Annotated in this window: 17 protein-coding genes; 1 reads left to right on the top strand and 16 read right to left on the bottom strand. The window is 71.1% G+C overall.

Translation table 11 applies throughout. From position 1 onward, the window contains the following. From ACFZAT_RS33210 to ACFZAT_RS33150, 13 genes are all read right to left on the bottom strand, one after another. On the bottom strand, positions 1 to 6,583 hold a 6,583-nt coding region (locus ACFZAT_RS33210; protein ID WP_391269653.1), incomplete at its 3' end, for an SDR family NAD(P)-dependent oxidoreductase. Positions 6,584 to 6,792: 209 nt separating this feature from the next. After that, on the bottom strand, positions 6,793 to 7,461 hold the full coding sequence (locus ACFZAT_RS33205) for a class I SAM-dependent methyltransferase (RefSeq protein WP_391269651.1): 669 nt from the start codon (positions 7,459 to 7,461) through the stop codon (positions 6,793 to 6,795). A 175-nt stretch (positions 7,462 to 7,636) separates the two neighbouring features. Next, positions 7,637 to 8,776, bottom strand: a complete 1,140-nt coding sequence (locus ACFZAT_RS33200) for an HAD-IIIC family phosphatase (RefSeq protein ID WP_391269650.1) — start codon at positions 8,774 to 8,776, stop codon at positions 7,637 to 7,639. Beyond that, a complete protein-coding gene (locus ACFZAT_RS33195) occupies positions 8,766 to 9,875 on the bottom strand; it encodes an acyl-CoA dehydrogenase family protein (protein ID WP_391269648.1) in 1,110 nt (369 codons plus the stop codon). The genes ACFZAT_RS33200 and ACFZAT_RS33195 overlap by 11 nt, the downstream gene beginning before the upstream one ends. Continuing rightward, positions 9,868 to 10,158 (bottom strand): phosphopantetheine-binding protein, encoded by a 291-nt coding sequence (locus ACFZAT_RS33190; protein ID WP_391269646.1) that lies wholly within the window; start codon positions 10,156 to 10,158, stop codon positions 9,868 to 9,870. Before ACFZAT_RS33190 ends, ACFZAT_RS33195 begins: the two co-directional genes overlap by 8 nt. Further along, on the bottom strand, positions 10,155 to 11,021 hold the full coding sequence (locus ACFZAT_RS33185; RefSeq protein ID WP_391269644.1) for a 3-hydroxyacyl-CoA dehydrogenase NAD-binding domain-containing protein: 867 nt from the start codon (positions 11,019 to 11,021) through the stop codon (positions 10,155 to 10,157). The genes ACFZAT_RS33190 and ACFZAT_RS33185 overlap by 4 nt, the downstream gene beginning before the upstream one ends. Continuing rightward, positions 11,011 to 12,405 (bottom strand): methylaspartate mutase, encoded by a 1,395-nt coding sequence (locus ACFZAT_RS33180; protein WP_391269642.1) that lies wholly within the window; start codon positions 12,403 to 12,405, stop codon positions 11,011 to 11,013. The genes ACFZAT_RS33185 and ACFZAT_RS33180 overlap by 11 nt, the downstream gene beginning before the upstream one ends. After that, positions 12,402 to 12,851: a cobalamin-dependent protein gene (locus tag ACFZAT_RS33175; protein WP_391269640.1), complete on the bottom strand. Its 450-nt coding sequence runs from the start codon at positions 12,849 to 12,851 to the stop codon at positions 12,402 to 12,404. The genes ACFZAT_RS33180 and ACFZAT_RS33175 overlap by 4 nt, the downstream gene beginning before the upstream one ends. A 44-nt stretch (positions 12,852 to 12,895) precedes the next feature. Then, positions 12,896 to 14,137, bottom strand: a complete 1,242-nt coding sequence (locus ACFZAT_RS33170) for a type III PLP-dependent enzyme (protein WP_391269638.1) — start codon at positions 14,135 to 14,137, stop codon at positions 12,896 to 12,898. After that, a complete protein-coding gene (locus tag ACFZAT_RS33165) occupies positions 14,134 to 15,687 on the bottom strand; it encodes an AMP-binding protein (protein WP_391269636.1) in 1,554 nt (517 codons plus the stop codon). The genes ACFZAT_RS33170 and ACFZAT_RS33165 overlap by 4 nt, the downstream gene beginning before the upstream one ends. Before the next feature lie 76 nt (positions 15,688 to 15,763). After that, positions 15,764 to 15,961 carry a 4Fe-4S domain-containing protein gene (locus tag ACFZAT_RS33160; RefSeq protein WP_391269634.1) on the bottom strand — a complete coding sequence of 66 codons (198 nt, stop codon included), beginning with the start codon at positions 15,959 to 15,961 and terminating at the stop codon, positions 15,764 to 15,766. Between the two features lie 15 nt (positions 15,962 to 15,976). After that, a complete protein-coding gene (locus ACFZAT_RS33155) occupies positions 15,977 to 17,092 on the bottom strand; it encodes a cytochrome P450 (protein WP_391269632.1) in 1,116 nt (371 codons plus the stop codon). Positions 17,093 to 17,357: 265 nt separating this feature from the next. Further along, on the bottom strand, positions 17,358 to 18,920 hold the full coding sequence (locus ACFZAT_RS33150; RefSeq protein WP_391269629.1) for an AMP-binding protein: 1,563 nt from the start codon (positions 18,918 to 18,920) through the stop codon (positions 17,358 to 17,360). A 125-nt stretch (positions 18,921 to 19,045) separates the two neighbouring features. Between ACFZAT_RS33150 and ACFZAT_RS33145 the strand changes: the two genes are divergently transcribed. Further along, the gene (locus ACFZAT_RS33145) at positions 19,046 to 19,294 is read left to right on the top strand and encodes a phosphopantetheine-binding protein (RefSeq protein ID WP_391269628.1); all 249 of its coding nucleotides are present in this window, start codon (positions 19,046 to 19,048) and stop codon (positions 19,292 to 19,294) included. Between the two features lie 83 nt (positions 19,295 to 19,377). Here ACFZAT_RS33145 and ACFZAT_RS33140 read toward each other — a convergent pair whose 3' ends face one another. The 3 genes from ACFZAT_RS33140 to ACFZAT_RS33130 all read right to left on the bottom strand — a co-directional run bounded on the left by ACFZAT_RS33140 (position 19,378) and on the right by ACFZAT_RS33130 (position 24,987). Then, entirely contained in the window at positions 19,378 to 20,346 is a 969-nt protein-coding gene (locus tag ACFZAT_RS33140) for an ACP S-malonyltransferase (RefSeq protein ID WP_391269655.1), read from the bottom strand. 128 nt (positions 20,347 to 20,474) lie between these two features. Then, positions 20,475 to 21,374: a proline iminopeptidase-family hydrolase gene (locus ACFZAT_RS33135; protein WP_391269626.1), complete on the bottom strand. Its 900-nt coding sequence runs from the start codon at positions 21,372 to 21,374 to the stop codon at positions 20,475 to 20,477. Positions 21,375 to 21,393: 19 nt separating this feature from the next. Next, entirely contained in the window at positions 21,394 to 24,987 is a 3,594-nt protein-coding gene (locus ACFZAT_RS33130) for an SDR family NAD(P)-dependent oxidoreductase (RefSeq protein WP_391269625.1), read from the bottom strand. Between the last annotated feature and the right edge of the window lie 18 nt (positions 24,988 to 25,005).

Here is a 25,005-nt window from a genome sequence, read left to right as displayed (position 1 = left end):
GCACACCCTCCCGCAACGCCATCACCATCTTGATCACACCCGCCACACCAGCAGCCGCCTGCGTATGACCAATGTTCGACTTCACCGAACCCAGCAGCAGAGGACGCTCGACCGGCCTGTCCTGCCCATACGTCGCCAACAACGCCTGCGCCTCGATCGGGTCACCCAACCGCGTGCCCGTACCGTGGCCCTCTACGGCATCGACGTCAGCGGTGGTCAGACCGGCCACCGTCAGGGCCTGCTGGATCACGCGCTCCTGCGAGGGACCATTCGGCGCCGTCAGACCGTTCGACGCCCCGTCCTGGTTGACCGCCGAACCACGCAGCACCGCGAGAACCCGGTGCCCGTTGCGACGGGCATCCGACAGCCGCTCCAGCAGGAGCATGCCGACGCCTTCGCCCCAGCCGGTGCCGTCGGCGCCCGCGCCGTACGACTTGCAGCGGCCGTCCGGAGCGAGACCGCGCTGACGGCTCATGTCGACGAACGTGTCGGGTGTCGACATGACGGTGACACCGCCGGCCAGCGCCAGGCTGCATTCGCCGCGGCGCAGCGCCTGGGCGGCCCAGTGGAGTGCGACGAGCGAGGACGAGCATGCCGTGTCCACTGTCACCGCCGCGCCCTCCAGGCCGAGGCTGTAGGCAACCCGGCCGGAGATCATGCTGGCGATGCTGCCGTTGCCGTGGTATCCGGCGACCTCCTCGGGGAGGGGGCCGAGCCGGAGGCCCCAGTCGTGGTACATCGCACCGGCGAACACGCCGGTGTCGCTGCCCTTGACACTGTGAGGGTCGATACCGGCCCGCTCGAAGGTCTCCCAGGAGGTCTCCAGCAACAGCCGCTGCTGGGGGTCCATCGCCTGGGCCTCGCGGGGGCTGATGCCGAAGAACTCGGCATCGAAGTCGGCTGCGTCGTAGAGGAAACCGCCCTCCCGCGCGTAGCTCTTCCCCGGCTTGCCGAGCTCCGGGTCGTGGATCTCGGGGTCCCAGCCCCGGTCCGTGGGGAACGGCGCCACGGCGTCGGCCCCGTCGAGGACGATCTGCCAGAGGTCCTCGGGCGAGGTCACCCCGCCCGGGTAGCGGCAGGCCATGCCGACGATCACGATGGGGTCGTCGTCCACCGCGGTACCGACGAGGGCACGCCTCTTCGGCGCCCTGCCCGTGTCGAGCAGCTTGTCCACGAGGTGGGCGGCCAGCGCGGCGGGCGTCGGGTGGTCGAAGGTGAGGGTGGCGGTGAGGCGCAGACCGGTCGCGGTGTTGAGCTGGTTGCGCAGCTCCACCGCGGCGAGCGAGTCGAAGCCCATCTCGGTGAACGCCCGGTCCGGGTCGATCGCGTCGGCGCTGTCGTGTCCGAGAACGCGGGCGGCCTGGGCGTTGACCAGGTCCCGCAGCAGGTCGGTGCGCTGAGGGTCGGTGAGGCCGGCGAGGCGCTCGGCGAGCGGCAGCGCGCCGCCTGCGGTGCCCTGGGCGCTCGCCCGGCGGACAGGGGTCCTGATCAGGCCGCGCAGCAGGGCCGGAACGGCGGCGGCGCGGGCTCGGGCGGCCGCCGCGTCGACGCGCAGGGGGACGACCACGGGCTCGTCGCCGGCCAGTGCGGCGTCGAGCAGCCGAAGGTTGTCCCTGGTGTCCAGGGCTTCCAGGCCGATGCGCCGCATGCGTTCGAAGGCTGCGGCGTCGAGGGTCTGGCCCATGCCTCCGCCGTCGCTCCACGCGCCCCAGGCGAGGGCGGTGGCCGGCAGACCCGCGGCGGCGCGGTGCTGGGCGAGGGCGTCGAGGAAGACGTTGGCTGCCGCGTAGTTGCCCTGGCCGGCGCCGTCGAGGTGTCCGGCCGCCGACGAGAACAGCACGAAAGCCGACAGGTCCAGGTCACGGGTCAGCTCGTGCAGGTGCCACGCGGCGTCCGCCTTGGGCCGCAGCACGGTGTCGAGCCGCCGGGCGTCGAGCGAGTCGACCAGGCCGTCGTCGAGCGTGCCCGCCATGTGGACCACGGCGGTGAGGGGGTGCTCGGCGGGGATGGCGGCGAGCAGCCCCTCCAACGCCGTGCGGTCGGCGACATCGCACGCCGCCACGGTCACCTGGGCGTCCAGTGCGCTCAGTTCGGCGCTGAGGTCGGCGACTCCGGGCGCTTCGGTGCCGCGTCGTCCGGCGAGCAGCAGGTGGCGTACGCCGTGCTCGGTCACCAGGTGCCGCGCCACGTGCGCGGCGAGGCCGCCGGTGCCACCGGTGACCAGGACGGTGCCGTCGGGGTTCCACTGCCGGGCGGACGCGCCGGCGGGGGTTGCGGCGGTGGCGAGGCGCGGGGCGAGCAGGGTGCCGCCGCGCACGGCGAGTTCGGGCTCGTCGTCAGCGGCGGCGATGGCGTTCCACAGCTCGGTGGGGACGTCGTCGTCGTCGGTGTCGACCAGCAGGAACCGGCCGGGGTGCTCGGCCTGGGCGGCGCGGACGAGACCCCACACGGGGGCCAGGGCGAGGTCGACGCGGTCGTCGTCGCCGGTGACGACGGCGCCGCGGGTGACCACGGCGAGGCGGGGGGCGTCGACGTCGTCGTCGGACAGCAGGGCCCGGATGCGCTCCAGTACGGCCGCGGTGGCGGCGCGCACGGAGGTGAGCGGGTCGTCGCCGGTACCGGTGCACCGGTACAGCTGGAGGTCGTGCGGTGTGTCGCGGCCGGTGTCGGGCACGGGCGCCCAACTCACGGTCAGGAGGGCGTCCTGCCCGGCGGACCGGGCGGCGCGCAGCTGCTCTTCGCTGATCTCCCGCACGAGGAAGGAGTCGACCGTGGCGACGGGGGCGCCGGTGGAATCGGCCAGGGTCAGGGAGACCTCGTCGTGGCCGATGGCCTCGATGCGTACGCGTACCACTGTGGCGCCGGTCGAGTACAGCGAGACGCCGCTCCAGGCGAAAGGCAGGCGCGTCCGCTCGGACACCGGCTCGTCGGCGGCGAAGTCGGTCGCGTGGAGTACGGCGTCGAGCAGCGCCGGGTGCAGGGCGAAGGCGGCCGCGTCGTCCGCGGCGCCCTCGGGAAGGGCCACTTCCGCGTAGACGCCGCCGTCCGCGCGCCAGGCGGCGCGCAAGCCCTGGAACACCGGCCCGTAGGCGTAACCCTGGCCGGCCATGTCCTCGTAGAGGCCGGTGAGGTCGATGCTGTGGGCGTCGTGGGGCGGCCACTGGGTCAGGCCGAGCGACTCGGTGGTCGGCGGTGTGGTGTGCGTACGGGTGAGAGCGCCGCTGGCGTGACGGGTCCAGGGCACATCGGCCGAGGCGTCCTCGGCACGCGAGTAGAACTCCACGGTGCGGCGGGCCGCGGTGTCGGGGGCGCCGACGACCACCTGAAGGGCGACGCCGCCGTGCGGGGGCAGCGCCAGCGGGAGTTCGAGGGTGAGTTCTTCCAGGCAGTCGCAGCCGACCTGGTCACCGGCGCGGACGGCCAGTTCCACGAAGGTGGTGCCGGACAGCAGGGTGGTGCCGCCGATGACGTGGTCGGCGAGCCAGGGGTGGGTGCGGGTCGAGACCCGGCCGGTGAGGACGACACCGCCGGTGTCGGCGAGGCCCACAACGGCGCTCAGAACCGGGTGCTGCGCGGCGATCTGCCCGAAGCGTGAGGCATCGGCGGTCGCGTCGGGCGCCGCGAGCCAGAAGCGGCGCCGCTGGAAGGCGTACGTCGGCAGCTCGACCCGGTGCGGCCGGTGGCCGTCGCACAGCGCGTTCCAGTCGGGGTCGGCGCCCCGGGTCTGGGCCAGGGCGACCGCGGACAGCAGCGTCGTGGGTCCGGGGCGGCCGGCGCGGAGCAGGGGGGCGAAGGCGTGGGTGTCCGGCCGGTCGGCGAGGCAGTCGCGGGCCATGGCGGACAGGACCCCGTCGGGACCGATCTCCAGGTAGGTGCGCACGTCCTGGCCGGCGAGCCAGTCGACGCAGTCGGCGAACCGCACGGCCTCGCGGACGTGGCGGACCCAGTACTCCGGGGAGCACAGTTCCTCGGCGGTGGCCGGCAGGCCGGTGACGTTGGAGACGACGGGAATGCGCGGCGGGTGGTAGTCGAGGATCTGCGCCAGCCGGCGGAACTCGTCGAGCATCGGTTCCATCAGCGCGGAGTGGAACGCGTGCGACACGGTGAGGCGCTTGGTCTTGCGGCCCTGCGCGGCAAAGCGCTCGGCCAACGCCAGGACCTCGGACTCGACCCCGGAGATCACGACGGCGGCGGGGCCGTTGACGGCGGCGATGCTCACGCCGTCGGTGAGCACCGGACGTACCTCGTCCTCCGCGGCCTGGACGGCGACCATGGCGCCGCCCTCGGGCAGTGCCTGCATCAGCCGGCCGCGGGCCGCGACGAGGGTGGCGGCGTCCTCCAGGGAGAGCACGCCCGCCACGTGTGCGGCGGCCAGCTCCCCGATCGAGTGCCCGGCGAGGAAGTCGGGTCGCACGCCCCACGATTCGAGGAGGCGGAACAGCGCGACCTCGACGGCGAAGAGGGCGGCCTGGGTGTACATGGTCCGGTCGAGGAGCGCCGCCTGCTCCGACCCCTCGGGCGCGAAGAGGACATCCCACAGGGAGTGTTCGAGCTGGAGGTCGAGGTGGCCGATGGCCTCGTCGAGCGCGTCGGCGAAGACAGGGTAGGCGGCGTGGAGGTCCCGGCCCATGCCCAGCCGCTGGCTGCCCTGGCCGGTGAACAGGAACGCGAGCCGGCCCCCGGACGCGGTGCCGCGCTGTACGCCGGGAGCGTCGGCGCCCTCGGCGAGGGCGCGCAGTCCGCTGATCGCCCCTTCGCGGTCGGCGGCCAGGACGACGCCGCGGTGGGAGAGGGCGGCGCGTGTGGTGCCGAGCGTGTGGCCGAGGTCGGCGGGGGTGATGCCTGGGTCTGCCTCGACGAGGCTGAGGAGGCGGGTGGCCTGAGCGCGCAGGGCCGGTTCGCTGCGTGCGGACAGCGGCAGCAACGAGAGGCCGTCCGTGCGGGGTTCGGGGTCGGTGGTGTCTTCCTCGGCCTGCGGCGGGTCCGCGGGCTCTTCCAGGATGACGTGGGCGTTGGTGCCGCTGACGCCGAAGGATGAGACGCCGGCGCGGCGCGGGCGGCCGGGGCTGTCCCAGGCGACCGGTTCGGTCAGCAGGCGCACCTGGCCCGCGGTCCAGTCGACGGCCGGGGAGGGGGCGTCGACGTGGAGCGTCGTGGGCAGGACGCCGTGGCGCATGGCCTGCACCATCTTGATGACCCCGGCGACGCCGGCGGCGGCCTGGGTGTGGCCGATGTTGGACTTCACGGACCCGAGCCACAGGGGTCGTTCGGCGTCGCGGTCGCGGCCGTAGGCGGCGATGAGTGCCTGCGCCTCGATCGGGTCGCCGAGGGTCGTGCCGGTGCCGTGCGCCTCGACGGCGTCGACCTCGGCGGCGGTCAGCCCGGCGTTGGCCAGCGCCTGGCGGATGACCCGCTGCTGGGCGGGGCCGCTGGGGGCGGTCAGGCCGTTGGACGCGCCGTCCTGGTTGATCGCGGAGCCGCGGACGACGGCGAGGACCTGGTGTCCGTTGCGGTGGGCGTCGGAGAGGCGTTCGAGTACGAGGACGCCGACGCCCTCGGAGAAGCCGGTGCCGTCGGCCGCGGCGGAGAACGGCTTGGCCACCCCGTCGGGGGCCAAGCCGCGCTGGCGGCTGAAGGCGGTGAAGACGCCGGGGCTGCCCATGACGGCCACGCCGCCGGTCAGCGCGAGCGAGCACTCGCCCCGTCGCAGCGACTGGGCGGCCAGGTGCAGCGCGACGAGGGATCCGGAGCAGGCGGTGTCGACGGTGAGCGCGGGGCCTTCGAGGCCGAGGGTGTAGGCGACGCGTCCGGAGACGACGCTGGGCGCGTTGCCGGCGAGCAGATAGCCGTCGAGGCCGTCGGGGGCCTCGTGCAGCCGCATTCCGTATTCCTGCGGCTCGGCGCCGATGAACACGCCGGTGGAGCTGCCGTGCAGGGATTCCGGATTGATTCCGGACCGTTCGAGGGCTTCCCACACGGTCTCCAGGACGAGCCGCTGCTGCGGGTCCATGGCCGATGCTTCACGGGGGCCTATCCCGAAGAATTCCGCGTCGAATTCGGCGGCGTCGGGAAGGAATCCGCCCCGGCGCACATAGGTGGTGTGCGGCGTGGCCGGGTCCGCGTCGAAGAGCTTCTCGAGATCCCATCCGCGGTCGTCCGGGAAATCCGAGATGACGTGCGTTCCGTCGGCGACGAGCTGCCACAGCGCCTCGGCGGAGTCGGCTCCGCCGGGGTAGCGGCAGCCGATGCCGACGACGGCGACGGGCTCGTCGTCCAGGGACCCGGCCGCGACGGGTGCCTCCTCGTCCCCGTCGGTGATGCCGAGGAGTTCGGAGCGCAGGCGTTCGGCGAGGTGACGTGGCGTCGGGTGGTCGAAGGCGATGGTGACCGGCAGAGCGAGGCCGGTGGCGGCGGAGATCCGGCTGTGCAGGTCGACCGCGGCCAGCGAGTCGAAGCCCAGTTCCCGGAAGGACAGCCCGGTGTCGACCGTGCCCGCCCGGTCCTGCCTGAACCGGCTCAGGACGTGGCGCACCTCATCCCGGACGAGGTCGGAGAGAATGCGGGTCTGTTCGGCGGCAGGCATGTTCTCCAGCCCACCGGACAATGCCCGCGCCCATCCCTCCCCCGCAGTTTCCCCATGGTCAGAAAAGAAGCTGGCGGACTCGCTCATCTCAGCACTCCACAGTATTCCTGTATACGCAGACCGACCTCATCCACGTCCGGCCACGGCACACCCGGCACCGTACGTCGGTGAAGAACACCGACTACACCCCTAGCTCCCCCTAACGGACCTCAGAGGGACTTCTTGCGCACCAGCGTGATGCCGTCCGCCATGACGAGGAGGGAAATGTCCACCCGGTCGTCGTCGCGCAGCCGCGCGTTGAGTGCGCGCACCGCGACCGTGTCCGGGTCCTGGGCCTCGGGGTCGATGACCCGGCCGAAGAAGATGGTGTTGTCGACGACGATCAGCCCTCCCGGCTTGAGCAGGGCGAGCGATGCCTCGTAGTAGGCGGGGTAGCCGGCCTTGTCGGCGTCGATGAACACGAAGTCGACGCTCTCCGGGCCCTGTTCGGCGGTGAGCTCGGCGAGGGTGTCCAGCGCGTGGCCGACGCGCAGGTCGATGCGCTCCTCGACCCCGGCGCGCCGCCAGTACTCGGCACCGATGGCGGGCCACTTGTCGAAGATGTCGCACGTGATGACCCGTCCCTCGGCGGGCAGGGCCCTGGCCATGCACAGGGTGCTGTAACCGGTGAACGTGCCGATCTCGAGGACGGTACGGGCGCCGGTGAGGCCGACGAGGAGGGCCAGCAGCTGGCCTTCCTCGGCCATGACCTGCATGGCGCGGCCCATGGGCAGCTCGGCCGTCTCGGCGCGCAGGTCACGCAGGATGTCGTCGTCGCGGAGGGAGACCTCGCGTACGTAGTCGAGCAGTTCGGGGCTGGAGAGGATCTGTTCTGCCATGGCTGGTGGGGCCCGCCGTGGTGTTTCGGCGGCCCCGTCCTCCTTCATGAGGGATCGCCGGGCCTGCCGGCCCGGAAAGGGCATGGTCCGCGGTGTGACGTGACCCCTACGCGGCTGCCGTCGGCACCCCTACGGGGTGCCGACGGCAGTGCCGGGGTTCTCCGGACGGGTGCGCTCAGGACGTGGAACGGGGGCCGCTGCCCGTGGTGAGGTCGGGGGCGGTCAGCGTCAGCGTGGTCGGGGCCTCGCGCGGTGTCGGGACCAGGTGGAGACGCTGGACGTCCTCGGCCCCCGCGGCGGTGCCGAGGGCCGCGAGGCAGTCGCACGGTTCACCGGTGAAGCCGGCGAAGCGGTAGGCGACTTCCATCATGCGGTTGCGGTCGGTGCGCCTGAAGTCGGCCACCAGGTGGACACCGGCCCGCGCGGACTGGTCGGTCAGCCAGTTGAGGATGGCCGTGCCGACGCCGAAGGACACCACGCGGCAGGAGGTGGCCAGCAGCTTCAGGTTCCAGACGGAGCCGTTGCCCGTCTCCAGCAGCATGACGCCGATGGCGCCGTGCGTGCCGAACCGGTCGGTCAGCGTGGCGACCAGCACCTCGTGGTCCGGATCGGCCAGGAAGCCGCGCAGGGTGGCGTCGGAGTAGTGCACCCCGGTCGCGTTCATCTGGCTCGTGCGCAGGGTGAGTTCTTCGACGCGGGAGAGTTCCTCCTCGCCGGCCCGTCCGATGCGCAGCTCCAGTTCGAGCGAGCGCAGGAAGTCCTCGTCGGGGCCGTTGAAGCTCTCTTGCTCGGCCGACCTGCGGAATCCCGCCTGGTACATCTCACGGCGTCGCCGCGAGTCGACGGTGACCGTCTGCGGGCTGAACTCCGGGCGGTCCGGCAGCGACAGCACATCGACGGCGTCGTAGCAGCGGACCTCCGGCGCGTGGAAGGAGACCTCGGCGCGCTCGGCGGGCTGGTCGTCGACGAAGGCGATGGTGTTCTGTGCGAACTTCAGCTGCTCGGCGATGCCGAGGACCGCGTCGGACTTGCGGCCCCAGCCGATGTGCGGCAGGACGAAGTACTCGGCGACGCCCAGTTCTTCGAGCCGCGCCCACGCCTGGTCGTGGTCGTTCTTGCTGGAGACGGACTGGAGGATGCCCCGCGAGTCGAGCTCGACGATGACGTCGCGCACCGCCTCGGTCATCTTCACGTCGCCGTCCTCCAGCAGCGTTCCCGACCACAGTGTGTTGTCGAGATCCCAGACCAGGCACTTCACCACGTTCGGTTTGCCGGACACGGTTGCGACCTTCCCCTCTTCGGAATCACTCGGCATGGGAGAGGGCGTGCTCAGACAGGATCAGCTGGCATATCTCGTTGCTGCCCTCGATGATTTCCATGAGCTTGGCGTCGCGGTACGCCCTCGCCACCACGTGGCCGTCCTGGGCGCCCGCCGAGGCGAGGACCTGGACCGCGGCGGCGGCGCCCCGCGCGGCGTGGCCGGCGCCGATGTGCTTGGCCATGACCGTGGCCACGACCATCTCCGGCGACTGCGCGTCCCAGCAGGCGCTGGCGTGCTCGCAGGCGCGCGACGCGATCTGCTCGTCGGTGAACAGCTCCGCGATGTGCCGGGCCACCAGCTGGTGCTCGGCCAGCGGCTTGCCGAACTGCCGCCGGTCGCGGGCGTGCGCGGTGGCCGCGGCGAGGCAGGCACGCAGGATGCCCACGCAGCCCCAGGCCACCGACATGCGGCCGTAGGCGAGAGCCGCCGTGACGACCAGCGGCAGCGGCAACCCGGTCCCGCCGAGCACGTTCGCCGCGGGTACCCGCACCGAGTCGAAGCGGAGATTGGCGTGGCCGGCCGCGCGGCAGCCCATCGGGGCGGCGACGCGTTCGACCTGGACGCCGGGCGCGTTGGCCGGCACCACGACGGCGGCCGCCCCGTCCTCGTACCGGCCGACGACGACCACCAGGTCCGCGTAGTACGAGGCGGTGATCCAGCGCTTCTCACCGTCGATGACGACCGTGTCGCCGTCACGGCGGATGGTGGTGCCGATCGCCGAGAGATCGCTGCCCGCCTCGGGCTCGCTGAAGGCGACGGCGGCCAGCAGGCCACTCGCCAGGCCCGGCAGGAAGGCGCGGTGCTGTTCGGCGGTGCCGAGCCGCTGGATGGTCCACGCCGCCATGCCCTGGGACGTCATGACGCTGCGCAGGGAGCTGCACAGGCTGCCGACATACGCGGTGAACTCACCGTTGGAGCGGCTGCCCGCGCCGCGTCCACCGTGGGCGGCCGGGATCTGTGCGCTCAGCAGGCCGAGACCGCCGAGCTTGCGCAGCAGTTCCACCGGCAGCAGGCCGGCCCGGTCCCAGGCGTCGGCCTGGTCGCCGACCAGGCCGCGGACCGTCTCGCGCTCCTCGGCAAGGATGTCAGCCACGGTCGACCACTGCCTCATGGAGCCTGAGGACCAGGGCGACCATCGACTGGACCGTGCGGAAGTGGTCGAGCTTCAGGTCGGGGCCCGAGATGACGATGCCGTAGGTGCCCTCCAGGTGGACGACGAGTTCCATCGCGAACATGGAGGTGACCAGGCCTGATCCGAACAGGTCGTGGTCGCTGGTCAGGCTGGTCTTGGTCCGGGCCTCCAGGTGGGCGAGGAGCTCCGCCTCGATGGTCTCGGCGGTGATGCCGACCGTGGGGGTGGTGTCATTCGTGGTCACGACAGTGCCTTTCCGTAGGTGTAGAAACCGCGGCCCGACTTGCGGCCCAGATGGCCTTCGCGGACCTTTTCCAGCAGCAGCTCGCACGGCCGGCATCCTTCGTCGCCCGTCCGTTCGTACAGCGCGGCGAGTGAGTCGACGAGGTTGTCGATCCCGATGAGGTCGGCGGTGCGCAGCGGTCCGGTGGGGTGTCCGACGCAGCCCTCCATCAGCGCGTCGACCGACTCCACGTCGGCGGTGCCGGCCTGGACGACGCGTGCCGCGTCGTTGATCATCGGGTGGAGGAGCCGGCTGGTGACGAAGCCGGGTGAATCCTGGACGACGATCGACCGGCGCTCCATCGCCGTGAGCAGCTCGACGACGCCGGCCATGGTGGCTTCGCCGGTGCGCGGGCCCCGGATGACCTCCACCATCCTGATGAGGTAGGTGGGGTTCATGAAGTGGGTGCCCACCAGCTCCGCCGGCCGTGCGACGGCGTTCGCGAGTTCCTCGATGGGGATGCCGGAGGTGTTGGTGATCAGCGGCGTGCCGGGGCGGACCAGGGCGGAGACCTCGGCCAGCACCTTGGCCTTGAGCTCGGCGTCCTCGGTGATCGCCTCGATCACCGCCGTGGCGTCGGCTCCGGCCGCCGGGTCGAGGGCGGTGGTCAGCTCCCCGACCGGCCGCCCCTCGGGCAGCGCGCTCATCAGCTGCGCGTGGCGCAGGAGCTGGCTGATCTGGGCGCGGGCCCGGTCGGTCCTGTCCTGGTCGACGTCGATCAGGACGACGGGGATGCCGTGCCCAAGGGCCGTCGTCGCGATGTTCGCGCCCATCACGCCGGCGCCGAGAATGGTCAGGCGTTGGTTCGGCCATTCAGTTCTCATGGGCTCTTGCACCGTCCTTCGTTGGCCCTTGGAGGGAGGTACGCGCGTCCCAGGCGGTCGCGCGCTGTCGTTCGGTACTGCCGAGGACCTCCGGAGGCGACTCGTCGAACTTGCGGCGCACGTAAGAGAGGTCGGCCAGCAGGCCCGAAGAGGTGACGCGGCGGCTGTGGCCGCCCTTGACGAGTCCGGTGAGCGGCAGGGAGCCGATGTCGGCCCAGCGCAGTCTCCCGGCGCCGTCGATGTAGCTGCGGGCGTGGCCCCGGTTGTCCGGGTGCAGGCAGTACGGGATGTCGAGGTAGCCCCGTCGGAATGCCAGGAGCAGCGCCCGGGAGAGGTCGAGGTCGAGGTTGAGGACGGCGTCGATGAGGGCGCGCGCCTCCTGATAGGTCTGTGAGTCGCCGTCGGTGGTGTCCGTGGCCGGCCGCCTGCCGCCACGGGCGACCTGGCCGGCGTATTCGAGTGCGGCGACGTTCTCCTCGATGGTGGGGATGCGCCGGGACTCCGCGACGGTCTTGACGATGATGCGTTCCGAGCCGGTCCTGACGGCGAGTTCCGCCCCCTGGCCCAGGAGCCCGTAGGCGCCGTGGTCGGTCATCGGGTACACGCCCATGTAGGCGTAGATCACGACGTGCCAGTTGTCCGTGGGCAGCATCTCGGCGGCGAGCCGGCGCAGGGCGAACACGGCTTCGATGTCCTGGCTCATGCTGGTCTGCTGCGCGTAACTCAGGGAGACGCTGCGCACCCCGTAGCAGCAGAAGAACATCGCCTCCAGGACGCTCAGGGCCACCAGCATGCTCGGCGGGCACAGCTGGCCCATCATGCAGCCGCCGAAGGTCTCCAGGTGGGGTTCGATGCCCACGGCCCGCAGGGTGGAGAACCGTTCGGTGCACTCGGCCCAGTTGCGGATGGAGTCCGCGAGCGGGGTGCGGCCGTAGGGCAGGCAGTAGGAGACGGGGCCGCCTTCGGTGGCGTTGATGCGCAGTTCGATGAGCCGGTCGAAGATGTCGCCCGGGACGGCGGACCCGTGCCGGACCTGCACCGGGAAGAAGTCGTCCCGGATGCCGTCGAGAACCGCGTCGGTGACCTCCGTCCCGTAGTTGACGATCGGGTATCCGTTCAGTGCCACACCGTGGCGGAGCGCTTCCTCCACCGACTGCAGCGCGCCGACGCGGGTGAAGCTGTCGAGGGTGATGGTGCCCACGGTGGTGGCGTCGGCCGCCTTGGTGGCGGCGAGCCCGGCCCGCATGGGGGCGGGCTCACCGAAGCCCATCCTCGGCTGGACGACGAGCCCGCCCTCCCCGCCGGCCCGGCGTACGAACGCGCCGAAGTCGACCGGCCGGTCACGGTGCGGGGCCCGGCGCACCGAGCGGGCGAGCGAGGTCACGACGCCGCCACGGCCATCTCCGCCGTCCTGCTGGCCGCCAGGGGCAGGGTGTCGACGAAGTCGCGGAACGCCGTGGTGCTGTTGCCCTCGAAGACGGCGTGGAATCCCGCCGCGATCAACTCGTCCACGTACGCGCTGTTCTCCTCGGCCGACACACCGAGCATGCCGCCGATGACGAGGGGGACGCCGGCCAGCCGCTCGTCGGAGCGGAGCTTCCCGACGACCCTCATGCCGTCCTGGTATCCGTGGCCGTTGACGCTGCTGATGACGACCATGCTGGGAGCCAGGCCGCCGCACTCGTCGACGAGGATCTCGTCGGGCACACAGGGCCCGAGATTGACCACGTCGTAGCCGAGTTCCTCGATCAGCAGTTGGAGGAAGACCAGGTTCCAGGTGTGCGAGTCGGACGCCATGCTGGTGACGACGACGGTTCCGCGACGCGGCACGGAGGGTGCGGAGAGCGGAGAGATCGGGGTGGGTAGGGCGTTCTTCACTCGGATGCTCCGGGTGCGGTCGGAAGGTACGAACGGTGGTGCTCGATGCGCGAGGCGGAGACGACGTCGTCGCCGCGGACGATCACTTCGGTGGGCGCCGGTCTGCCGAGGAACATCAGCAGGCTCGCCGTGGGGCCGTAGGCGCCCACGTTGGGAACGGTGACGATGTCGTCGGGGCCCAGTGCCGGCAGGGTGATCTCCCGGCCCAGTACGTCGCCGGGTGTGCACAGGGGGCCGACCAGGCTGGCCGACTCGGTCTCGGCGCCGGTCTGCGGCTGGACCGCGACGGGCAGCAGCCGGCCGAGGCCCGACATGCCGCCGAAGGTGTTGATGCCGGCGTCGGTGATCACGAACTTGCGGCCCCGGCTGACCTTGACGTTGCTCACCGAGGCGAGCAGCGTGCCGCTGGCGCCGATCAGGAAGCGGCCCGATTCGCAGGCCAGCCGGGGGGTGCCGGCCCGCCAGTCGGGGAAGTGCGTGTCCAGGGCGGCCTCGAGTTCGGCCCGCAGCTTCGGGTAGTGACCGCGCTCGCCGGGGACGCCGTACGGGACGGTGAACCCGCCGCCGATGTCGAGGTAGTCCAGCGGGATGTCCAGTCGGCGGGCGAGTTCGGCGGCGCCCGCGAGGGTGTGCTGGAACTCGCCGATGAGGGAGTCCTCGTCCTTGGCGTTGCTCAGCGGGAAGTAGTGCATCCCCCGGACCGCGACGCCGGGTGTGGCCAGTACGTCGGGCAGCACGTCGCCGAGCGTCTCGCTGTCGAAGCCGAACTGGGACGGCGTGCCCGTCATCCGGATGCTGCTGGTGGCGCTCGCCGACGCGCTGTTGACGCGCAGCAGTATGTCGGCCACGACACCGTGCCCGACGGCGGCCTCGCCGACCCGGCGCACGTCGGTGACGGAGTCGGTGGAGAACAGCCGCACGCCCGCTGCGATCGCCTCGCGCAGTTCACCGAGGGTCTTCCCGGGTCCGGTGTAGAGGCACTCCGAGCCGTCGAAGCCGGCTTCGAGGGCGGCGGCGAGCTCACCGGTGGAGCTGATCTCGGCGCGGCAGGAGCGGCCGTCGCCGTCGCGCAGGGCGCTGACGAGGTCGGGGTGCGGGTTGGCCTTCAGCGCGTAGTAGAGGTCGAACTCCTCGGGCAGCGCGTCGAACAGTTCGTGCCGGGCCGCGGTGATCTCGTCCAGGTCGTACACGTACAGGGGTGTGCCGAAGCGCACCGCCAGATCCTCGTGGCGTGTCACGTGTCGTCCCCTTCGAGCATGTCGATGAGCGCCTGGCGGGCGTTCTTTCCGTGCAGAGTCAGCGGCAGTTCCGGGATGACCTTGCACAGGGCCGGCACCTTGGCGGGCTCCAGTCGTCTGGCCAGTTCCTTGAGCACCACGGTGGGCGCCAGGTCGCTCTCCACGAAGAGCGTCAGATCGCGGCCCTCGGTGGGCGGGAGCACGGCAGCGACGCGTACGCCGGTCACGTCCATGGCTGCCGCCTCGATCTCGACGGTGCTCATGCGTATGCCCTTGCGCTTGAACATGTCGTCGCGGCGGCCCTCGAAGTACAGGTAGCCGTCGGCGTCGAGGCTGCCGTAGTCGCCGGTATGCAGGCGGAGTTCGCCGGTGGCCGGGTCGCGGCGGAAGGCGGCGGCCGTCTGTTCGGGCGCACGCCAGTAGCCGGGCATCACGTGCGGGCCCGCGGCCACGATCTCGCCGGTCTCGCCGAGCGGAAGCTCCTCGCCGTCGGGGCCGAGGATCAGCACCGCGGTGCCGGGCAGCGGGCGTCCGACGGACTGGGGGCGCTCCTGGTCCTCCTCGGGCGGCATGATGGAGATCCGCTTGCACTCCGTCTGCCCGAACTGACGCACCACCCGGACGCCGGGGAACGCCTTGCGCAGCGCGGAGATGGTGGGGGCGGGCAGGGCGGCACCGGTGTTGGTGAACATGCGCACGGGGGGCGCGGGCTCGGAGTCGCGCGAGGTCAGGGTGGCGATCATCGCCGCCAAGGAGGGCACGATCGGCACGATGGTGGCACCGGTCTCCCGCATCCGGCGCAACAGCAGCAGGTCGGATTCCTCGCCGGCCAGGACGAGCTCGGACCGGCCGAGGCAGGACAGCAGCACCTTGTACAGGCCGTAGTCCCAGGAGAGCGGGAAGCGGCAGAAGACCACGTCGTCGGGCCGGTAGCGCAGCTCCGCGTTGATCGCGGAGGATGCGAAGGTGGCCTGGCGGTGCGGGCAGATGACCGCCTTGGGTGCGGCGGTGGATCCGGAGGTGTAGACGAGGGCCGCGATGTCCTCCGGCTGGACGTCCACGGTGACCGCCTCGCGCTCCCTGGTGGCCACGGCCTCGATGTGGGGCCAGACGACGGAGAGTTCGTGGACGGGCACGGCGGTGCTCTCGCGCAGCCCGGGGGCGGACGCGGCGTCGCCGATCACCAGGGCCGGCTCGGCGTTGTCGAGCACCGACGCCAGGTGGTACCGCTTCATCGCCGGGTTCAGCGGGACGAACACGGCTCCGCTGCGCGCGACGCCGTAGAAGAGGGCGACCAGCTCGACCCGGCTCGGCAGTTGCACGACGACGCGGTCGCCGGGAGCGACGCCCTGGCCGCGCAGCCAGTGGGCGACGGCGTGGCTCAGTTCGTTCAGCCGCCGGTAGCTCAGTTCCGCGGCGAAGTCGCGCACGGCACAGGCGTCGGCCGCCTCCGCCACGGCGTCGTCCAGCAGGGTGTGGACGAGGGTGCCCTGCGGGTAGGCAAGGTCCGCAGCACGACCGGTCAGTTCATTTTGGGCATGCAAAGCCATTCTCCGATCTGGAAAAGGCGGGCCGGGTCGAAGGGCGGTGCATGGGGAAGGAAGCCGGTCCCCATGCACCGGTCCCTCACTCGTCGATCAGTTCCAGCGCGTCCGCCGGGCAGACGTCGATCGCTTCCAGGATGCTGTCGCGCATCTCGGTGCCGGGGTCCTGAATGAGCAGGAAGACGCGGCCGTCCTCGTCGTTCTGCTCGAACAGGTCCGGCGCGGCGAGTACGCAGCAGCCGGCGCCGACGCACCGATCGTCATCAACCAGCACACGCATGATGTGTTTCCTCCGTTACCAGGTGACCGGGAGTTCGTGGATGCCGTGGATGAGCGCGTGCTCACGCACCCGCAGTTCCTCGGCCGGAGTGGCGAGACGCAGATCGGGAATACGCGTGAACAGCGTGGTGAGGGCGATCTGAAGCTCCAGACGCGCGAGGTTCTGCGCGACACATCCGTGGACGCCGTATCCGAAAGCCAGGTGATTGCTCGTACCCCGGTGGATGTCGAAGACCTCGGGGTTCTCGAAAACACCGTCGTCGTAGTTGCCGGCGACGCGCGAGGTGATGATTCCCTCACCGGCGCGGATCAGGACGCCACCGATCTCGATGTCCTCGGTCGCGACCCGGGAGGTGCCCCAGTCGTTGGTGCTGGAGTAGCGCAGCACCTCTTCGACGACCTTGGGGGCGAGGGACGGGTCGCTCTTGAATTCGGCGAGCTGCTCGGGGTGCTGGAGCAGCGCCAGAACGCCCAGCGTGAGGTTGTTGGCCGTGGTCTCGTGGGCGGCGCCGTTGAGCACGTTGGTCATCCACGCGATGTCTTCGAGGCTCAGGCCGTGGCCCTCGCGCTCGTTCTTCGCGATGACCCGGCTGGGCAGGTCGTCACCGGGGTTGGCGGCCTTCTCGGCGATCTGCTTGCCGAGGTACTCCTCCATCTGACCCAGGATGCGAATCTGCTCCTCCGGGCCGGTGGAGCTGTTCATCAGCGTGCCCGACCAGTTCTGGAAGACCTCGCGGTCCTGGAAGGGAATACCGAGGATCTCGCAGACGACCTGCGAGGGCATCGGGATGGAGAGGGCCCGCACCAGGTCGACCGGGCCGCCCTGCTCCAGCATGCGGTTGATGTAGTCGTCGACGACCGACTGGATGCGCGGGCGGAGCTTCTCGAGCGTCTTGACGCTGAACTCGGGGCCGAGGAGGCGGCGCTGCACCGCGTGCTCCTGGCCGTCGAGGTTGAACAGCCCGCGCCGGACCGACTGGACGTACGAGTCGTCCACGTTGATCGGGATCGGATATCCGGGCAGCTTGATGTTCGCGCTCAGCCGCGGGTCGCTGAGGATCTGCCGGATCAGGTCGTACCGTGTGAAGAGCCAGGCGGGTCGCCCGTTGACGGCGACCGTCACCTTCGACACGGGCTCCTTTTCCCGCAGCTCGGCGTACTCGGACGGTGCTCCGAACGGGCAGCGGGCTGCCAGAGGAAAGGGACGCCTTTCCGCCACGCCGGCATTCTCCGCTTCAGCGATTTCGGTCATGATTCCCCTCTTTGGGACTGGGCTTCGGCGGGTACTCCACCAGATGGCCATGGGCGACGGGCCGTGGATCCGCGGGCGACGCAAACAAACGTTCTGAGCCAGAGGCTATTCATCCGCGGGGCGCGTTCAGCACCCCTAACGACCCCTAAACGGCGCCAGTTCGAGCCGGCGCCGCCCCAGCGACGGCGCACGCGGCGGCGAGCTTGGACCGATCGGTCTTCCGGTTGGAGTTCAGGGGCAGTTCGGCCAAGTGGCGGTATTCCCGGGGCAACATGCCGTGCGGCAGCACTTCGCGCAGCTCGCGGGCCAGTACGGCAGGGGGGGCCGGGGTGCCCGTGTAGAAGACGACGAGTTCGAGTCCGTTGTCCGAGGGCCGGGTGACGGCGACGGCCTCGGTGACCGACTCGCAGGCGCGCAGGGCGTGTTCCACCTCGGCAAGCTCCACCCGCCAGCCCTGGATCTGCACCTGGGAGTCCAGCCGGCCGAGGTAGATCAGCTCGCCGTTGTCCAGCCTGCGCACCCGGTCTCCGGTGCGGTACCAGATACGTCCGTCGTGCGGATGGAACCTTCCCCCCTCGTCGACCGGGTCGAGGTAGCCACGGACCATCTGGGGTCCGGTGACGCACAGTTCGCCCTCGTCCTCGACGACGCTGCCGTCCTCGCCGATCAGCATGTGGTCGTGTCCGTCGTTGACGGCGCCGATGGGGACCAGGCCGTTGACGCACCGGGCCGGGGATTCCTCCGGCGACCAGCGGTGGCCGGTGATGGTGACGGTCAGTTCGGTCGGCCCGTAGATGTTCTCCAGCACCGCGCCGGGTGCCGCGGTCTGCCAGTCCACCGTGTCGGCGGCGGTGAGCGCTTCACCGGCGAACAGGCTCCAGCGCAGGCCCGGCAGGCTGCCCGGCGCCAGACCGCTCAGCCTGCGGATCAGGGAGATGGCGCTGGGGGTGGAGAACCAGACGCTGATGCCGTGTTCGGCGACGAAGGCCGGGATGTCCCGGTAGGCGCGTGGGGGCACGGCCTGCACGGTGGCACCCGCGCCCCAGGCATTGAAGAGATCGAACATCGCGCAGTCGAAGTTCAGGTCGAAGGTCTGCGAGAAGACGTCGCCCTGGTGGAAGTCGTAGCGCTGGTCGAGCAGTTGGAAGTAGTGGTGGGTGTTGCCGTGGGTGATGGGCACCCCTTTGGGGCGGCCGGTGGAGCCCGAGGTGAACAGCATGTAGGCGGTATCGGCCTCTTCGACGGACCGCGGCTCGGTCAGGACGTGGCCGGCGGAGAGTTCCAGTGCGCGGCGCCCGGGCGGGACCTGGGCGCCACCGGTCGGGAGGACCGGGAACGCCATGTCGTCGGCCCCGCCGTCGGCCAGCCGCGCCAGGCCCGGCCCGTCGGCGATGACGGCGGAGACCTGCGCGAGCTCCAGCATGTGCCGAGTGCGGGCCGCGGGGAAGCCGGGGTTCAGGGGGACGGCGGCGGCGCCGGTGTAGAGCGCGGCGAGCAGTCCGACGTAGGCGTCGATGCCCTTGTCGGCCAGTACGCCGATCGCGCGCGGGCGCTCCTCGGCGCCGGCGAGCAGGGAACCGGCCCAGGACAGGGCGCGCTCGTGGACCTCCTCGTAGGTGACGGCGTCCGGCCCGACGCGTACGGCGGTCTTGCCGGGGTCGAGCCGCAGGCCCCGCAGGAACCGTGCGTGCAGTGCTGTACCGGACATCTTTCTTCCTTTCTTCACGCCCCAGAAGAAATGGGGGCAAGTAGGGGGTGCTTTCGCTCCATGCTTGGCATATCGTCACGACGAAAGTCATTACGCCGCATAGTCAGACAGATTTCGGAGACGCCATGTGGGACGAGCAATTCGAAGAGCTCCTGCGCAAGTATCTGCCGTTCTTGGGCACCCATGAGGAGCTCGCCGGCGACACCAGCCTGCGAGATCTCGGACTGGATTCGCTCGGCACGGTCGAGATGATGGCATCGCTTGAGAGCATGTACGACGTGCGCTTCGTCGATGAGATGCTGAACATGGAGACCTTTGCGACGCCGGACGTGCTGTGGACCTCGCTCCGCAAGATTGCCGCCAGCCCTGCCTGATAAGGCACCCTGGAAAGCAGATATGCCCTTCGGAATCCTGACGATAACGGAGGGCATATCTGTTTGTGCTGCGAGGTTTTCCGCTAGGGCTTGTCCGACGACGGGCCCGGCGCGCCGGTGCGCCGGCGCGGCTGCATCGCGATCCGCGGGTTGACCGGCACGACCTCGAAGTTCCGGACCGTGACGCCCACCCGTCCGAAGAGGCTGTCCGGGCCGGAGACGAACACCTTGGCCACGCCCGCGTTCTTCAGCGTCGCCACCACGTCCGGCCAGCGGACCGGCTGCACGAACCCGTCCAGGAGCATCGCGCGGACCTCCGCACCGGTGGTGAGGACGCGGCCGTCCTGGTCGGCGACGACCGGCAGCACCGGGTCGGTGAAGTGCAGCCCGGAGAAGATGTCCTGCTCCACGCGGTCACGCAGCGGGCCGAAGGCGCTCGAATGCATGGGCGGGCGCATGGTGTAGAGCGGCAGGCCGCCCAGGGCGCGCACCCGTGACTGCAGCCAGTCGAGCCGGCCCTCGCGCAGCGACAGCATGTAGAAGTCGTGGTCGACGTAGCAGGAGACGTCGTACCACTCGCCCTGCTCGTCGAGCTCGGCGAGGACCTTCGCCAGCTCCCCCTCGCCCGTGCGGGCGAACGAGTGCGTCACGATGTCGCGGTGGGCGACGGCGAAGTAGTCCTCCAGGGCGCGCGCCCAACGGGCGGTCATGTCCACCGCCTCCTCGAACGGCAGCGCGCCGGAGTAGACCGCCGCCGCCTTGCCGCCGAAGCTCGGCCCCACACATAGTGCCGGGCTCATTCCCAACGGCTCCGCCGCCCATTCGGCCAGGGCCAGGCAGTTGACCAGGAATGAGACCTGCGCGGGTTCGCTGTAATCCCCCTCGGCTTCCCGAAAGCGGTCCACGAGGGAATAGCCGAGAACATCGTCCGCAATGGAAACGAGCTTTCGGGCGCCGGGGTTCACCAGCATGAATTTCGCCACGTCCTCGAACGGGCAGGGCCCCATTCCCGGAAATATGATGGCGCTGCCGGACGGCGGAGCACTCTCCATTTCCCGCTCTCCCTCCTTTATGATGATCGACAGTCCGCCTGTCATTCCCGGCCAGTCTGTGCCGAAGGGGTCGCTGCCAGTACCCCTAGCGACCCCTACGGGTTCGGTCCCTCCCCCGCCTCAGCGGGTCAGCGCAGGTCCTGCAGATACTCCGTCATGATCTTGTTGAAGAGTTCCGGCTCCTCCAGGTGCGGAAGGTGGCTGGAATTCTCCAGGATCTCCCACCGCACGTCCGGAATGAGGTCCTGGAACGGCTGGACGGTGGCCGGAGTGGCCTCGTCGTGCCGGCCCGAGATGAGCAGCGTCGGCACCTGGATGTCCGGGCAGCAGTCCTCCACCGACCAGTCGCGCAGGGTCCCGATGACGTGGAACTCGGTCGGGCCGTTCATGGTGTAGTACACCGTCGGGTCGTTGTAGACCTCGTAGAACGAGGCCAGGTAGTCCCGCGGCCACGGCTTGAGCAGGCACACGTGCCGCTCGTAGAAGACCCGCATGGCCTGGTGGTACTCGTCGTCCTCGGTGGTGCCCGCGGCCTCGTGCCGTCGAAGCGTCTCGTCGACGCCCGGGGGCAGCTCCGCCCGCAGCCGGTCCATCTCCTGCCGCCACAGAGGGTACGAGGCAGGCGAGTTGGCGATGACGAGACCGCGCAGCCCGGCAGGCCGGGCAGCCGCGTGCTTGGCGACCAGCATGCCGCCCCAGGACTGCCCGTACAGGACGTAGTTGTCGGCTATGCCCAGCCGCTGGAGCAGATTGTCGAGCTCGGCCAGGAACAGCTCCACCGTCCAGAAGTCCGAGCCCCGGCCCGGCAGATGGGTGGAACCCCCGTTGCCCAGCTGGTCGTAGTGGACGACCGGCCAGCCCGCCTCGGCGAGCGCGGTCAGGCTCAGCAGATAGTCGTGTGTGCTGCCGGGACCGCCGTGCACGACGACGATCGGCGGCCGCCCGGAGGACAGGTCCCCCGTGACGCGGTACCAGGTCTCGTACTCCCCGAAGGGGACCGTTCCCTTGGTGGTGGGTGCCAGAGTCACTTGTGTCGCCTCAATCCGTTCAGTCCATCGAAGTCAGCCAGTCGGAGATCAGTACGGCCGTATCGGCCGCCTGCTCCTCGATGATCGTGAAGTGGTTCGCCCGCGCCTCGACGACGTGGTGACCGGGGTGCCAGGGCTGCGCCCGCCAGGAAGTGTCGTCCGACGTGTCCCCGGCCGGCGCTTCGAAGGGTTCGGTGGCCTGCGCCAGGAGAACCGGAGCCGCGAGCGGTGCCGGAACGACGTCCGACAGGACCCGGCCCCAGCCCGCCATGGCGGACAGCCGCGCGTCGTCGAAGCCTCCGAACGCCGACTCCTTGGCGAGGAGACCCTGCGCCAGGGCGTCCAGCGACACGCCCGCCGCGCCGGAGTCCATGCGGTAGCTGTCCAGCAGGACCACTCCGGCGACGGTGACGCCCAGTTCGTTCTCCAGGTACGCGGCGGTCGCATGGGCCAGCGTGCCTCCCGAGGAGTATCCGACCAGCACGAACGGCTCGCCCTCGGCCGCTTCCAGTACCCCGTGCGCCACGGTCTCGACGGCGGCCCGCACGGTGCCCGGCAGTGGTTCACCGGCCGCGAAGCCCGGCAGCGGCACCGCCGAGACGTGCCGGTCGCCGCGGAATGCGGCCGCCAGCCGGGCGTACTGGGCCGGGCCGCCGGTCGCCATCGGGGTGCTGACGCAGATCAGCCGCGGCGTGCCCGCTCCGTCGGCCAGACGTACGGGTGCGGCGGGCCGGTCCAGCTCCGCCGCCGAGCCGAACGTCGGACGGATGTCAGCGACGGTACGCAGCAGGTCGAAGCCCTTGTCCATCCGCCCGGCCTCGGCCGCCGCGCGGAGCAGTGTGCTCAGCGACCCCGTTCCGCCGCCGACCGTGTGCTCCCGCCCGGGCCGGCCACTCGCGCCGGACGCGTCCGGACCCGCCGCCAGTTCGGTGAGCAGGTGCCGGGCGAGCTGCGCCGGTGTCTTGTTGTCGAACACGGCGGTCGGGGAGAGCCGCAGACCGGTCGCCTGGTTGAGACCGTTGCGAAGCTCCAGTGACGTCAGCGAGTCGAAGCCCGACTCCAGGAAGTCCCGCTCCGGGTCGACCGCGTCGGCGCCGCTGTGGCCCAGGACGTCCGCCGCCTGTTCCAGCACGACGCGCAGCAGCAGCGACTCACGCGCCTTCTCGTCCAGCCCGGCGAGCCGTTCGTGCACGGACACCTGTGCCGGGGCGGGCCCGGCCGGGCGGCGCCTGACCGTCGGCACCAGGCCGCGCAGCAGGGGCGGCAGTTCCGCACCCGCCATGGCCAGGACCGACCGGTCGAGGCTGACCGGCAGCACCACCGGCGACTGGGCCGTGATCGCCGTGTCGAACAACGCGAGACCCCGCTCGACCGAGAGCTCGTCGATCCCGCGCCGGCTCATCCGCTGCCGGTCGTGATCGCTCAGCGTGCCCGCCATGCCCACGTTCCTGGACCAGGCGCCCCAGCCGAGCGAGACGCCGGGAAGACCGTTCGCGCGCCGGTGGGCGGCGAAGGCGTCGAGGAACGCGTTGGCGGCCGAGTAGCCCGCCTGCCCCGCGTTGCCGAACACGCCGGCCATGGAGGAGAACAGCACGAAGGCCGTCAGGTCCATGTCCCGGGTCAGGTCGTGGAGGTGGAGCACGGCGTCCGCCTTGGACCGCAGAGTCGCCTCGACCTGCGCCGGGGTCAGGCGGGCGATCACACCGTCGTCCAGGACGCCCGCCGCGTGCACCACGCCGGTCAGCGGGTGCTCGGCCGCGATGCCCTCCAGCACGGCGGCGAGCTGCTCACGGTCTCCCGCGTCGGCCGCGACGACCCGGACGTCCGCTCCGAGCGCCGTCAACTCCTCCACCAGCCGCGGCACACCGTCCGCGGCCGCGCCGCGCCGGCTCGTCAGCATCAGGTGCCGGACACCGTGAGCGGCCACCAGGTGGCGTGCCACCAGTCCGCCGAGTGTGCCCGAGGCACCGGTGACCAGGACCGTACCGGCCCCGTCGAAACCGGCGGGCAGGACCGGCTCGGCGGGGACCCGGGTCAGTCGCGCCGCGTACGCGGCACCTCCGCGGACCACCACCTGCGGCTCCCCCGCGGTGACCAGGGCGATCAGCTCCGCGTCCACCGCGGTGCCCTGCTCCAGATCCGCCAGCAGGATCCGACCGGGGTTCTCCAGCTGCGCCGCGCGCACCAGCCCCCATACGGCCGCCCCCGCCAGGTCCGCCACGTCCTCGCCGCCCCGGGCGACGGCGCCCCGTGTGAGCACCAGCAGCCGGGTACCGGCGAAGCGGTCGTCGGACAGATACGACTGGAGCCGCTGGAGTACGTGGCAGGTGCGGGCGTGGACGGCTTCCGCGTCGTTGCCCGGGGCGCTCGGCAGGACCAGCAGGTCCGGCAGCTGACCGGTCGCCTCGTTCCCCGCCGCCTCGCCCCACTCCGCCCAGGACGGGGTGTGCCCGGCATCGCCGGCGACTGCCGGGAGCGGGTGCCACTCGACCTGGTAGAGATCGTCGTGATGGGCCGCGGCTCCCGCCGTGCCGAGTTGCTCCAGCGACACGGGCCGCGAGACCACGGACCCCGCCGCCAGAACCGGGCGTCCGGCGCCGTCGGCCACGGCGAGTGCGATGCCCTGGTCCGTCGGGGTCAGGCGTACGCGCACGGCGGCGGCACCGGTCGCGTGGAGAGCCACGTCGACCCAGGCGAAGGGAAGGACGGCACCCGAACCGCCCGGCGCGTCCTCGTGAACGAGCGCGGCGTGTGTGGCCGCGTCCAGCAGGGCCGGGTGCAGACCGAACCGCTCGGCCTCGGCCTGCGCCTCCTCCGGCAGCGTGATCTCGGCGAAGACCTCCTCGCCCAGGGTCCAGGCGGCCGTCAGGCCCTGGAACACCGGGCCATATCCGTAGCCCCTGCCGTGCAGCACGGCGTAGGCATCCGTCACGTCCATGGGCACGGCACCCACGGGCGGCCACTCCGCCAGGTCGAACTCCGGCCGGTGCGCCTCCCGGGCCAGCACGCCCTGCGCGTGGAGCGTCCACACGGCGTCCGGCGCGTCCTGGTCACGGGAGTAGATGCTCAGCGGGTGGCGTCCCGCTTCGTCGCCGGCCGCCACGACCACCTGGATCTGAGTGCTCCGCTGCTCGGGAAGGGCCAGCGGCGCCTGCAGGGTGAGTTCCTCCAGCAGCTCACAGCCGACCTGGTCACCCGCACGCACGGCGAGCTCGACGAAGCCGGTGGCGGGGAAGAGAATCGTCTCCCCCAGCCGGTGGTCGCCCAGCCAGGGCTGCGCGGCCGGTGAGAGCCGACCCGTCAGGATGCGGCCGCCGTCACCCGGTACCTCGACAACAGCGCCCAGCAGCGGGTGCTCGGCGTCGGCGAGGCCCAGGGAAGACGCGTCGCCGGACTTGGCGGGTGAGTGGGCCCAGTAGTGCTTGTGCTGGAAGGCGTAGGTGGGCAGGTCGGTGGTGCGGGCAGCGGTGCCCGCGAAGTACGCCCGCCAGTCGACCTTCACCCCACGCGCGTGCAACCGTGCGATGCCCGTCAGGAGCTCTACGGCCTCGTCACGGTCACGGCGCTGCACCCCCACGAACGCCACCTCGTCGGGGTCACCCTCACCATCCACGGTCACGCACTCCGCGCC

The organism is Streptomyces sp. NPDC008163, from assembly GCF_042956885.1.
Taxonomy (GTDB): Bacteria; Actinomycetota; Actinomycetes; order Streptomycetales; family Streptomycetaceae; genus Streptomyces; species Streptomyces drozdowiczii_A.
Note: the sequence above shows the minus strand (reverse complement) of the source record. Positions and strands in the feature narration are given on the sequence as shown.

What these genes read in the sequence shown, in the direction of transcription:
- ACFZAT_RS33205 (WP_391269651.1), bottom strand. Translation starts at nt 7,461, where the DNA reads ATGGCAGAACAGATCCTCTCCAGCCCCGAACTGCTCGACTACGTACGC.
- ACFZAT_RS33200 (WP_391269650.1), bottom strand. Translation starts at nt 8,776, where the DNA reads ATGCCGAGTGATTCCGAAGAGGGGAAGGTCGCAACCGTGTCCGGCAAA.
- ACFZAT_RS33185 (WP_391269644.1), bottom strand. Translation starts at nt 11,021, where the DNA reads ATGAGAACTGAATGGCCGAACCAACGCCTGACCATTCTCGGCGCCGGC.
- ACFZAT_RS33165 (WP_391269636.1), bottom strand. Translation starts at nt 15,687, where the DNA reads ATGGCTTTGCATGCCCAAAATGAACTGACCGGTCGTGCTGCGGACCTT.
- ACFZAT_RS33160 (WP_391269634.1), bottom strand. Translation starts at nt 15,961, where the DNA reads ATGCGTGTGCTGGTTGATGACGATCGGTGCGTCGGCGCCGGCTGCTGC.
- ACFZAT_RS33150 (WP_391269629.1), bottom strand. Translation starts at nt 18,920, where the DNA reads ATGTCCGGTACAGCACTGCACGCACGGTTCCTGCGGGGCCTGCGGCTC.
- ACFZAT_RS33145 (WP_391269628.1), top strand. Translation starts at nt 19,046, where the DNA reads ATGTGGGACGAGCAATTCGAAGAGCTCCTGCGCAAGTATCTGCCGTTC.
- ACFZAT_RS33140 (WP_391269655.1), bottom strand. Translation starts at nt 20,346, where the DNA reads ATGGAGAGTGCTCCGCCGTCCGGCAGCGCCATCATATTTCCGGGAATG.